An 11826-nucleotide genomic window follows, 5' to 3' on the forward strand; every position below is an offset into this window, starting at 1 on the left:
TTCCTGCCGTTCTCCGCGCAGCGCCTGCACGAGCTGCTGGGGCGCGCCGGCCGCGTCGAGGACGAGCCGTCGGAGCCGTCGCGGTGATCTCCGTCGGGGTGATCTCGGGCGGCAGCGGTTAATCCAAGTTGTATCCGTAATCCATCATTTGAGTATTGGTTCGCTCTGACCATTGGATCTTTTTTAATGTATGCCCAGGTAATAGCGTACTCAAGCATGTTTCGGACTATCAATAACGGAGTAAAGAACTCTCTTCTCTGAAGTAGGTGAAAGACGCTGGAGAGGGATTGGAAGCAGATCATACTGAACTGCACCAGTATCAATTCCGGCAAGAGATCAGTTATTTGGGTTCCCTTTACTTTGTCAAGGCTCCTGAACTGTTCCCGGTAAAAACTTGTTGCCTCGTGATACAGGCGTGAATAATCTGGATAGTTGGTTTCTACGTGGTTAGTAACGGAATCATCCACAATGCGATCCTCCGGTAGCCTATGATCTTAAATATGCAAAGGTTAAGCTTACTAACGTAGCGCCGGGGAAGGCAAGCTCCTATAATGCTCCGTATCTGGGGGCCTGGAACACTAGCCGCAGTCGTCTTCACTGCAAATTGCAATATTGACCCTCTCTTGCACGGCCTGTGATATGCATTCGGACAATGAGAGATAGCACGGCCTACCAAGACCACTTCTCCGCCCCTAACTTCGCGCCATGACGCTTACCTGCTGGGCGTGCGAAAGGGCCCATTCACCCCACGAGGTGCAGACGGTCTGCACGGCCTGCGGGCAGCCGTTGCGGGCGGACTATTTCTGGTCGCCGGAGCAGTTCCTGCCGGAGGACCTGCCCGACATCCCCGGCCTGTGGCACTGGCAACCGCTGCTGCCGTCCCTGCCGGAGCCGTCGTTCCTGTCGCTGGGGGAAGCCCAGACGCCCCTGCTGGAGCGGGACTACCGCGGGCGGCGGGTCTACCTGAAGGACGAGACCGCCAACCCCACCGGCTCCTTCAAGGACCGGGGCATGTGCGCGGCGCTGTCCATGGCCCGGGGACTGGGCATTCAGCGGGTGGCGCTGCCATCGGCGGGCAACGCCGGGGTGTCGGCGGCGGTCTACGCCCTGGCGGCGGGGCTGGAATGCCGGGTCTATATGCCGGAGACGATTCCCGCCCCCTTTGTGGAGGAGGCGCGCGACAGCGGCGCAGACGTGCGGCTGGCCGGCCAGACCATCGCCGAGGCCGCCGCGCAAATGAAGTCGGAGCTGGACCTCACCTGGTTCGACCTCTCCACCTTCCGGGAGCCGTACCGCCTGGAGGGCAAAAAGACCTTGGGGCTGGAGCTCGCCGAACAGCTGGACTGGGCCTTCCCGGAGGTGGTGGTCTACCCCGCCGGCGGGGGCACCGGCCTCATCGGCATCTGGAAGGCGTTCCGGGAGCTGGGCGAACTGGGCTGGGTACGGCAGCCCATGCCGCGCATGGTGGCGGTGCAGATGGCCGGGTGCGCGCCGGTGGTGCAGGCCTTTGATGCCGGGGGCGACGCCACCGAACCGTGGCCGGAGCCCAACACCGCTGCGCTGGGCTTAATGGTACCGGCGCCGCTGGCGGGGCCATGGATGCTGTCGGTGCTGCGGGCCAGCGGCGGGACGGCGGTAGCGGTGAGCGAGGACGCCTTAGCCGGCGCCCAACAGCGGCTGGCGGAGATCTCAGAGCTGTCGCCCGGCCCGGAAGCGGCGGCGGCCTGGCTGGGGCTGGAGCGCCTCATCGAGAGTGGCTGGATCGCAAAGGGTGAGCGGGTGGTGCTGGTCGTCACCGGCGACGACCGGCGCTACGGCTGAGGGCTGCTCAAGCTGACCCGGCCGCAGCGGCTGGTGGCAACCGGGACCGGACGTAGTCCACGCTGGCCTGCAGCCACGGACGGAGGGCAGCCGGATCGCGCCGCATGGCTGGGGACAACACCACGTAGTCCCTTTTGATGGGCCCCTTGGGAAACTGCCGCAACGGTTTCGCGCCGTGGTTGCCCTTGAGCGCCTGGCGGTGGGCCGGCGATAGCTTCAGCGACAGCCCCACCGGCGTGAGCAGGGCGAAGACCTGGCCCTGCACATACGCCGCGGCGCCGCTGAAGAAATGACGGCAGTCCAGCGAAGCCGCATCCGCGCTCGCCAGGGACGACGCCTCGATCAGGGCGGTGAGCTCATCAAGATAGGGCTGCGCCATGACGCCTAGTGGTCCGCCGGGACTGGCCGCTCACCAAACAGCGCCCGGCCCAGCCGCACGTGGGTGGCGCCCTCCTCCACGGCCAGCTCGAAGTCGTCGCTCATGCCCATGGACAGGTCGGTGCAGGCGGGCAGCTGGGCCTGGAGGTCATCGCGGACCTGCCGGGCCGTGGCAAAGCAGTCCCGCAGGCGGCTTTCATCAGCGGTGAGGGGCGCGATGGTCATGACGCCGGCGATGCGCAGCTGGTGCGCCGACTGCAGCTCAGCGCTGAGGTTGACCAGCTCAGCGGGATCGAAGCCGAACTTGGCGGGGTCATGCCCCGCGTTCACCTGAAGGTAGACCGGCAACTCGCGCCCCGCATCCGCCGCCAGCTGGTCCAGCCTGCGGAACAACTTCAGGGAGTCCACCGACTCGATGAGATCGAACAGCGCCACGGCCTGGCGGGCCTTGTTGGACTGGAGGTGGCCGATGAGGCGTACCTGGCAGGCGGCGCGGTGGGGGAACAGGGGCAGTTTGGCGGCGGCCTCCTGGACGCGGCTCTCACCCAGCGTCGTCAGGCCGGCCTTATACGCGGAAATCAGCGTCTCCACGTGAAACGCCTTGGTGACGGCCACCAGCGTGACCTGCGCGGCGGCGTGGTCACTGCGGGCCTGGGCAGCAGCGATGCGGGCCTGAATGTCAGCCAGAGCGGCGGGATCGAGGATGCCGGTGGGGCTGGTCACGGCAGCATCGGCCGGGGGCCGCTCCTACTCGCCGGCGGAGGTGTGATCGTGGACGATGCGCCAGCCTGTGTCCGTGTGGCGGAGCGCCAGGGTGAACCAGCCTTGGGGAGCGGCGTCCGCGCGCCGGAGCTGGTAGCGGCGGCCAGATGCACGGCTAAGATGAGAGCAGGGAAGCGCACGTGGAGGGCCCCAAGGTGGAACAGTATTCGAGGGGTTGCCAGGCCGCCACACGCCGGGCGGGGCCTCTATTCTGCGGCGGCCGGGGGCGGGGCCGGCTCGGGCTGGCCGTTGGTCTCCGGCGCGCCTTCGGACTTGTCCTCGTCCTCGACGACCCTGGAGATGGAGGCGATGCGGGCGCCTTGGTCCAGACGGATGACGCGTACGCCCTGGGTGTTGCGGCCGATGGTGCGGATGTCCTGCACCGGCAGGCGGATGAGAACGCCCTTATTGGTGACGATCATCAAGTCATCGCTCTCCACCACCTCCATGAGGGCGACCAGGGGGCCGACCTTGTCGGTGGTTTTCAGGGTGAGGATGCCCTTGCCGCCGCGGTGCGTGACGCGGTACTGCAGCACGTCGGTGCGCTTGCCATAGCCGTTTTCGGTGACCACCAGCACGGTGCCCTCGCGACGCACCACCATCATGCCCACCACGTAGTCGTCCTCGCCGCCCAGCCGGATGCCCCGGACGCCCCGGGTTTTGCGGCCCGTGGGGCGCACGTTGTCGACGGGAAAGCGGATGGCCTTGCCGTAACGGGTGCCCATGATGATGTCGTGCTCGTTGGTGGCGATGCGGGCTTCGATGAGTTCGTCGTCCGCGACAATGTCGATGGCGTAGATGCCGCCGCGGCGGGGATTGCCGTAGGCGCTCAGGGCGGTGCGCTTGATGAGCCCCTTCCGGGTGGCCATGACGATAAAGTTTTCGGGGCTGAACTCGCGGACGGCCACGAAGGCGCGCACCTTCTCCCCGGCGCCGCACTCGATGAGGTTGATGATGGCGCGGCCCTTGGAGAGGCGGCCCACCTGGGGAATCTCGTGCACTTTGCGCCAATAACACTTCCCGCGGTCGGTGAAAAAGAGGATATAGTCATGGCTGGAGGCGATGAACAGGTGCTCCACGAAATCGTCTTCGCGGGTGGTGGCCCCCTGAATGCCGCGGCCGCCCCGACGCTGGCGGCGCCATTGGCTGCTGGGCGAGCGCTTGATGAAGCCGTTGTGGCTGATGGTGATCACCATGTCTTCTTCGGCAATCATATCCTCGACGGAGAAATCACCCAAGGTGGGGATGATCTCCGTGCGGCGATCATCGCCATAGCGCTCGCGCAGCTGCTCAAGCTCCTCCTTGATGATGGCCATGCGCAGGGGGCGACTTGCGAGAATGCTCTTGAGCTTTTCGATCTGCTTGATGACCTCGGCATATTCGTCCACCACCTTGTCAACTTCCAGGGATGTGAGTCGCTGGAGGCGCAGCTCCAGGATGGCCTTGGCCTGGCGCTCGGATAGCCGGAAGGACTGTATGAGGCCTGCCCGGGCGGTATCGGTGTCTCGGGAGGCCCGGATGAGGGCGATGACGGCGTCGATTTTTTCCAGGGCGATCTTCAGCCCCTCGAGGACGTGGGCCCGTTCCTCCGCTGCGCGGAGCTCGTGCTCGGTGCTGCGCACCACCACCTCGTGGCGGAAGTCCAGGAAGTGACCCAGCATCTGCTTCAGATTGAGCACCTTGGGCCGGCTGTTCACCAGGGCCAGCATGATGATGCCGTAGGTGTCCTGGAGCTGGGTATGCTTATAAAGGTTGTTGAGGACCACCTCGGGTACCGCGTCGCGCTTGACCTCGACGACCAGGCGGATGCCATCCTTGTCCGATTCGTCGCGCACGTCGCGGATGCCGTCCAGTTTTTTGCTGCGGACGAGGGCGGCGATGCGCTCGATGATGAGGGACTTGTTGGTCTGGTAGGGGATCTCGGTAATGACGATCTGCTCCCGGTCGGGGCGCCCGCCGCTGCCGGGTACCTCCTCCACGGAGGCCTTGGCCCGCATGATCACCAGGCCGCGCCCGGTGTGGTAGGCCGCCCGGATGCCATCGGTGCCCATGATATAGGCGCCGGTGGGGAAGTCGGGGCCGGTAATGCTGGTCATGAGCTCATCGATGGTGACTTCGGGGTCATCGGGACGGTCAATGAGAGTGATGAGGGCCGCCACTACCTCGTTAAGGTTGTGGGGCGGAATTTTCGTGGCCATGCCCACGGCGATCCCATCGGACCCATTGAGCAGCAGGGCCGGCATCCGGGCCGGCAACACGGTGGGCTCCTGCAGGGTGTCGTCGAAATTGGGGGCGAAGTCGACGGTCTCCTTGTCCAGGTCCCCCAGGAGTTCGCCTGTAATGCGGCTCATGCGGGCCTCGGTATAGCGCATGGCCGCCGCGCTGTCGCCGTCGATGGAGCCGAAATTGCCCTGGCCGTCCACCAGGGGGTAGCGGAGGGACCAGGGCTGGGCCATGCGAACCAGGGTATCGTAGACCGATGCGTCGCCGTGGGGATGATACTTGCCCATGACGTCGCCCACGATGCGGGCGCACTTCTTGTGGGGCCGATTAAAGGGCAACCCCAGCTCGGACATGCCGTAAAGCACCCGGCGGTGGACGGGCTTCAGTCCGTCGCGGACATCGGGCAAGGCCCGGCTGACGATGACAGACATGGAGTAGTTGAGATAGGACTCCGATATCTCGTCGACAATTTCGCGGGGCTCGATTTTGCCGTGGCTTACGTCCATTGACCTGTCGTTCCGGAGACGTCAGCGCGGGGCGGGCAGCCGCGGGCGTCGCACCCAATGGGGATGTGAAACATGGCTAAATATCCAGGAAAGTGACGTTCAGGGCGTTGGTCTCGATGAACTCCCGGCGCGCCTCCACGTCGTCACCCATGAGTCGGGCGAAGAGGTCGGCGGCCGCGGCGGCGTCCTCGACGGTAACCCGCAGCAGCGTGCGGGTTTCGGGGTCCATGGTGGTGGACCAGAGCTGGTCGGGGTTCATTTCCCCCAGCCCCTTGTAGCGGTTGATTTCGGGCTGGGGCTTTTTGCCCGAATCCTTTTTCAGGCGCTTCAGGATGACGTCCCGCTCCTCGTCGGAATAGGCATACAGCTCGGTCTTGCCCTGGCGGATGCGGTAGAGGGGCGGCTGGGCGATGTAGATGTGGCCGCCGTGGATGAGGGGCTGCATCTTGCGGTAGAAAAAGGTGAGCAGCAGGGTGCGGATATGGCTGCCGTCCACGTCGGCGTCGGTCATGATGATGATCTTGTGGTAGCGCAGGTTCTCGATGTTGAAGTCGGAGCTGGCGCCGTTCTCATGCTCCTCCTCGTCGCCCCCGCCGTAACCGGTGCCCAAAGCGGTGATGATGGCCTGAATCTCGGTGTTGGCGAGGAGCTTGTCTTCGCGGGCGCGCTCGGCATTGATCACCTTGCCCCTGAGGGGCAGAATGGCCTGGAGACGTCGGTCGCGCCCCTGCTTGGCCGAGCCGCCGGCCGAATCGCCCTCCACCAGGAAAAGTTCGCAGAACTCGGGTTCGGTGTTGGAGCAGTCGGCCAGTTTGCCGGGCAGACTGGAGGAGTCCAGGGCGCTCTTGCGGCGGATGAGGTCCTTGGCCTGGCGGGCGGCCTCCCGGGAGCGGGCGGCCAGTTCGGCTTTCTCGATGATCTTGCGGGCGACACCGGGGTTGCGCTCGAAGTAATCTGCCAGGCCCTCCATGATGATGGAGTCGCAGATGCCCTTGACCTCGCCGTTGCCCAGTTTGGTTTTGGTCTGGCCTTCGAACTGGGGGTCGGGCACGCGGATGGAGAGGACGGCGGTAAGCCCCTCGCGGGCGTCTTCGCCGCTGAGGGAGAACGTGTTCTTGGCGCTCTTCGTGGACTTGAACAGGTTGTTCTTGACGGCGTACTGGTTCAGCGAGCGGGTGAGGGCCGTCTTGAAGCCGGCGAGATGGGTGCCCCCTTCCACCGTGCTGATGGAGTTCACAAAAGTAAAGATATTCTCATTGTATCCATCATTATACTGGAGCGCCAGTTCCACCGGCACGCCGTCCTTTTCCCCCTCCAGGTGGATGGGATTGGGGATGAGGGCGGTGCGGGTGGCATCGAGCTGGCGGACAAATTCCTCCAAGCCGCCCTTGTAGTGATGGACCTGCTTGCGCTCGCTGCCAGAGCGCTCATCGGCGAGGGAAATTTCCAGGCTACTGTTCAGGTAGGCCAGCTCCCGCAGGCGATCATCGATGATGTCGAACTCGAAGACGGGCTGTTTGAAGATTTCGCCGTCGGGCTTAAAGGTCACGGACGTGCCGGTGCCCACTGCTCCGCCCCGCGTCTCGATGGGTCCCTGGATCGCGCCCCGCTTATAGCGCTGCTCGTAGATGTTACCCGCGCGCCGGATTTCAACGCGGCACCATTCGGAGAGGGCGTTCACCACGGAGACGCCCACCCCGTGCAAGCCGCCGGAGACCTTGTAGGAACCCTTGTCAAACTTGCCGCCGGCATGCAGGACCGTCATGACCAGCTCCAGCGCCGGGCGCTGCTCGTCCTCATGGATGTCGACGGGAATACCGCGGCCGTCGTCGGTGATGGTGCAGCTGCCGTCCTGATTGAGCACCACCTCAATCCTGGTGCAGTAGCCAGCCATGGCCTCGTCGACGGAGTTATCCACGACTTCGTAAATCAGGTGGTGGAGACCCCGGCGGCCCAGATCGCCGATGAACATGGCGGGGCGCTTGCGGACGGCATCCAGCCCCTTGAGGACGGTAATCTTATCGGCGCCGTAGCGTTCCTCGTCCTGTGGGGGCTCGCTTTGGAGGACCTCTTTGATGACTTCCTGCGTACCCATCAGCAGAAGCGAATGTCGCTGAGTTGGGCGTCACCCAGCGACTGGTTCAAGGTGTCAAGGATATGGTTTTTCTGAAAGGCAATCTCGTTGCGCCAAGCGGCCGACTTGGCCTTCACCAGCAGGGTGGCACCATCCACGCGCACAGCGGGGCAATTGCGGGCCACGACCGGACCCACGGCCTGGGACCAGAGGGAGACCGCCCGCTGGGTGCGAACGCCCCGCTCCAGACCGGACTCTTCCAGCAGGCCGCTGATGGCCTTGGCGAGGCTGGTCATGAGCCGATCCCCATCACGTCGGGGAGACGGGCCTGGGCGCCCCAAGCACCAGCGCGCTGCAGCAGCAGCTTGCAGCCGAAGGTCAAAAGGTCCAGGGGGCCGAGGGGGCCACGAGCGGGTGGAGCCGAGCAGTGGTCTGACGGGCCACCAGCGGTCAGTCGCTGAGCCTGATGGGCATCAGCAGCATGACGAGCGACTCGCCCTCCTGCTGCTCCTCGGGTCGAATCACGGCGGCGGAGACCGGGGTGCGAAACTGCATGAGGATCTGATTGCCGTCCATATGGGTGACCAGGTCGCGCAGGTAGTTCGAGTTGTAGCCCACCGTGAGGGGGTCGCCGGTAAAGTCGCCGGGCAGGGTTTCATGGGCCGAGGAGACGGTCTCGACATCCTCAGTGGAGAGCTCCAGGCCGTCGGCGCTGAGTTTCAGGGCAATCTGGTGGGTGGTCTTGTTGGAGAAGATGCTTACCCGGCGCACGGCAGCCAGGAGTTCATTGCGGTCAATCTTGAGCGTCTTGTCGTTATCATCGGGAAATACGCCCTCATAGTCGGGGAAGCGCTCATCGATGATGCGGGTGAACAGCTGCATGTCGTGGCTTTCCACCGCCAGGTGGTTCTCTCCGATGTTGAGGGTAATGTCGTCGTCACCGTCCAGATAGCCGCTGAGGATGTTGAGAAACTTCACCGGTACGATGGTGCTGCCCTGGTAGCCGTTGCCGGTATAGTCCGTGCGACGGTGCTTCACCAGGCGATGGCCGTCGGTGGCAACCGCGAGGAGCCCGTCGTCCTGGAACTGCAGCAGCACGCCCATGAGGGACGGCTTCAGTTCGTCGCGGCTGACCGCAAAGGCGGTCTTGTCAATGACCCGCTTGAGCAGAGCGGCGGGCAGCTTCACCGCCTGCTGGCCATCGATGGCCGGCAGGGAGGGAAACTCGTCGACGGGTTTACCCATGATGGAGTAAGAGCCGAAAGACGTGCTGATCTGCACCTTGCGGTCATCGGCCACCTGAATCTCGATTTCGCCCTCGGGCATCTCGCCGGTAATCTCCATGAGGGTGCGGTGCTGAATAGCGACACTGCCCTCCTGGGATATCTTGGCAGGAATAGAGACGACCTGAGTGATCTCCAGATCAGTGGCGCGGAGGCTGAGACGGTCGCCATCGCCCGACAGCAGGACCGAGCCCAGGATGGGGAGTGTCGACCGGGTCGGGGTAACTTTGCCTACCTGCTGGAGAGCCTGTAACAGCGAGGACCGGTCGGAAGTAAACTTCATGTTGTGGTTGTCAGGATAGTGATATCACAGGTTGTGCGGAAATGTAACGCCACCCCAGGATCAATGCCCCTGAAATTACTGAGAATCAACCCTTTTCACCAAGGGAATTGTCGCCCAACGAGAGACGATCTCGCCTGGCAATCTTAAAAGTTTGATCGAATATAAATATAATTACTTTGTAAGGATTACTTTAAGAATATTATTTGTAATAAGACCTGTTCAAAATGTGGATAAGTGGCAGAACTGAGAGCGGTGCTGGAGGGTATTTTCAGCTGTGGGGCGTGAGTATGTATTGTGGATAAGGTTGGGATAGGGGTAAGGGTACGGGGTAGTTGGAGGGAAAAATTGGAGCCGGCGTGCAATTGAGGAGATTACAGTCTTTATGCACTTTTTGACAGAGTGGGAATGAGGATAGCTAATACATTGTCTTGATAAACACCTCTTTACGGACCCGAGCGATCCAATTTTCGAGGTATTTTGCCTGTTTGTCCCGCAGGGCGAGGGCCTCCAACTGTGGATAGTAGTCCTCAAGAGTTGGTGCCCCGCCGTCTTTGATGCCCAGAACTTTAAGCATGTGGAAAGCTGCTTGGGTTTCGAAAGGCGGGGTGACCTCGCCAGGCAGAACACCGAAGACGGCTGCACGGTAGGCCTCCTCCGGGAGACGGTTCATTTCCAGCCAGCCGATATAGCCCAAGTCGGGAGAAGCGTTTTCTTCCTCTGAGAGCACCTGGACGAGGGAGTCAAAGAGCGCGGGTGCTGCTTCCAGCAGATAGTAGTAATCGCGCACGCGGGTGAGGGCGGATTGCCTGTCGGCCTCGGTTGGGGTAATGGCCACCAGGATGTGGCGGACGCTGATGCGCTCACCCTGTTTTTCAAGGACCTCGATGATGTGGAAACCGAAGGGCGTTTCCACCACTTCGCTGAGTTCGCCGATAGCGAGCCCGAAGGCCGCTTCCTCAAAGGCGGGCACGAAAACACCTCGGCGGACGAAACCAAGCTCGCCGCCCCGATCGGCGGATGCGGGGTCGTCGGAGTACAGCCGCGCCAGGTCAGCTAAAGCGGCTCCCTGGACTATCTGGCGGCGCAAATCGTGAATCCTGGTGTGGGCCTGGTCGCGGGCGCTGTCGCCGGGCAGGACCTGTAAAATCAGCTGGGAGAACTCGATCTGCGCATCAACGGCCGGCAGGCTATCGCGGTAGGTTTCAAAGAAGGTGGTGACTTCGCCGCGCGTCACGGTGACACCGCCGACCTTTTCCTGCTGGTAGCGCTCGGCAATAATTTGATCCCTGATGTCATACCACCGGTCGCGGCGGAAATCGCGCAGGCTCTGGCCCACGACCTCTTCGAAGCGCTCTTCGGAGCCGATCTGGGCGATGATGGATGCGACCTGCTGTTCCAGGGCTTGGTCAACATCTTCATCCGGGATGATGTCAAGGCTGTCCACCTTGGCGCGGGCCAGGAGGATATTTTGCAACACGAGATTCTCGAACGCATCGGCCTGCAGCCGCTCAGCGAGCTGCGGATTGGCGGCCAGATTGATCCCGCTCTGAAGGGCGTTCATCTGGGCCAGCTGGGCAACAGAGCTTTTCAAGATGATCTTGTCACCCACGATGGCGGCAATGCCGTCCACCAGTTCCTGCGATCTCAGAGCGAGTGGCAGCAGCAGGAGGGCGAGGAGGAGCTTAGGGATGGAAGACCTGTACATCGAGAGTTTCGCGTAAACTATCAAGGATGGACGAGCGTGCCAGGGGCCGTTGCAACTGGAACAGGCGCTCGAAGATATCGCGGCGCACCAGAGCGAAGGGCATGGTCTCACCCGGCTTGAAGAGGCGCTCCACCCAGACCAGGTGATAGCCGAAGTCGGATACAATGGGCCCCAGGAGCTGGCCCACGGGGGCGGAAAAGATGGCCTGGTCCAGAACCGGGATGAGGCGGTGTCGGATCACCATCTGGCGGTCAAAGTTAAAATGATTCAGCACGGAGTCGCGGTGGTCGGCACTGCGCAGGCGCTGGAGCGCGGAGCGCGCATCATGCGACTGGAGAAACCCCAAATGAACAATGAAAGCGGCGGCAGCGGGAAATTGAAATTCCTTGAGGTTGTTGGCATAGTATTCCCGTACGCGTTCGGGATCGATGTAGATGGACCGCATCAGGAGCGAATCGAGCAGCAGGGCGGCGAGCAGCTGGCGCTCGTGGTTGCGGAGGCGCGTGGAGAGGGTCCGGCGGTCGATGAGTTTTGAGCTGCGCGCATAGCTGAGCAAGACCTGGTCGTCAATCCAGCGCTCGGTGGCTTCGCCGATGGACAGATAGTTGAGGTTGGACCCTTGCTGCAGCTCGCTCAGGGTGATGGTGCGGCCCTCCACGCTGGCGAGGGGCGGCTCATCATCCGCCACCCGCTGGGAACAGCCTAACAGAACGATGGCCGCCGCGGCCAGCGCGGCCGCCCACAGGCGTGACGGCCGAAGTAAGCGTTTTTGGGGGCGAGTGGGCATGCTC

General features: G+C 62.9%; 9 protein-coding genes. 1 reads left to right on the plus strand and 8 read right to left on the minus strand.

Features of this window, described 5'->3' with window-relative positions; genetic code table 11:
• Positions 1-705 precede the first annotated feature (705 nt).
• Entirely contained in the window at positions 706-1821 is a 1116-nt protein-coding gene (locus IH971_01550) for a threonine synthase (protein ID MCH7496520.1), read from the plus strand.
• Positions 1822-1828: 7 nt separating this feature from the next.
• On the opposite strand, the gene IH971_01555 is transcribed toward IH971_01550, so the two are convergent.
• From IH971_01555 to IH971_01590, 8 genes are all read right to left on the minus strand, one after another.
• The gene (locus IH971_01555; protein ID MCH7496521.1) at positions 1829-2200 is read right to left on the minus strand and encodes a TfoX/Sxy family protein; all 372 of its coding nucleotides are present in this window, start codon (positions 2198-2200) and stop codon (positions 1829-1831) included.
• Positions 2201-2205: 5 nt separating this feature from the next.
• A complete protein-coding gene (locus tag IH971_01560; protein MCH7496522.1) occupies positions 2206-2922 on the minus strand; it encodes a YggS family pyridoxal phosphate-dependent enzyme in 717 nt (238 codons plus the stop codon).
• 245 nt (positions 2923-3167) lie between these two features.
• Complete coding sequence (gyrA, locus tag IH971_01565) at positions 3168-5690, minus strand: DNA gyrase subunit A (GenBank protein ID MCH7496523.1); 2523 nt, start codon at positions 5688-5690, stop codon at positions 3168-3170.
• A gap of 76 nt (positions 5691-5766) precedes the next feature.
• A complete protein-coding gene (gene gyrB / locus IH971_01570) occupies positions 5767-7785 on the minus strand; it encodes a DNA topoisomerase (ATP-hydrolyzing) subunit B (protein ID MCH7496524.1) in 2019 nt (672 codons plus the stop codon).
• The gene (locus tag IH971_01575; protein ID MCH7496525.1) at positions 7785-8060 is read right to left on the minus strand and encodes a DUF721 domain-containing protein; all 276 of its coding nucleotides are present in this window, start codon (positions 8058-8060) and stop codon (positions 7785-7787) included. Before IH971_01575 ends, gyrB begins: the two co-directional genes overlap by 1 nt.
• Positions 8061-8214: 154 nt before the next feature.
• Positions 8215-9330, minus strand: coding sequence for a DNA polymerase III subunit beta (gene dnaN, locus IH971_01580; protein MCH7496526.1), 1116 nt, complete (start codon positions 9328-9330; stop codon positions 8215-8217).
• Positions 9331-9745: 415 nt separating this feature from the next.
• Entirely contained in the window at positions 9746-11035 is a 1290-nt protein-coding gene (locus tag IH971_01585; GenBank protein MCH7496527.1) for a peptidylprolyl isomerase, read from the minus strand.
• Entirely contained in the window at positions 11013-11822 is an 810-nt protein-coding gene (locus IH971_01590; GenBank protein ID MCH7496528.1) for a peptidyl-prolyl cis-trans isomerase, read from the minus strand. The genes IH971_01585 and IH971_01590 overlap by 23 nt, the downstream gene beginning before the upstream one ends.
• Between the last annotated feature and the right edge of the window lie 4 nt (positions 11823-11826).

It is taken from the genome of Candidatus Neomarinimicrobiota bacterium, from assembly GCA_022560655.1.
In the GTDB taxonomy this organism is placed as follows: Bacteria; Fidelibacterota; Marinisomatia; order SCGC-AAA003-L08; family TS1B11; genus JADFSS01.

Bases quoted from the DNA above. Each gene is read 5' to 3' on its own strand.
- IH971_01550 (MCH7496520.1), top strand. From the start codon at position 706: ATGACGCTTACCTGCTGGGCGTGCGAAAGGGCCCATTCACCCCACGAG.
- IH971_01555 (MCH7496521.1), bottom strand. From the start codon at position 2,200: ATGGCGCAGCCCTATCTTGATGAGCTCACCGCCCTGATCGAGGCGTCG.
- gyrA (MCH7496523.1), bottom strand. From the start codon at position 5,690: ATGGACGTAAGCCACGGCAAAATCGAGCCCCGCGAAATTGTCGACGAG.
- gyrB (MCH7496524.1), bottom strand. From the start codon at position 7,785: ATGGGTACGCAGGAAGTCATCAAAGAGGTCCTCCAAAGCGAGCCCCCA.
- IH971_01575 (MCH7496525.1), bottom strand. From the start codon at position 8,060: ATGACCAGCCTCGCCAAGGCCATCAGCGGCCTGCTGGAAGAGTCCGGT.
- dnaN (MCH7496526.1), bottom strand. From the start codon at position 9,330: ATGAAGTTTACTTCCGACCGGTCCTCGCTGTTACAGGCTCTCCAGCAG.
- IH971_01585 (MCH7496527.1), bottom strand. From the start codon at position 11,035: ATGTACAGGTCTTCCATCCCTAAGCTCCTCCTCGCCCTCCTGCTGCTG.
- IH971_01590 (MCH7496528.1), bottom strand. From the start codon at position 11,822: ATGCCCACTCGCCCCCAAAAACGCTTACTTCGGCCGTCACGCCTGTGG.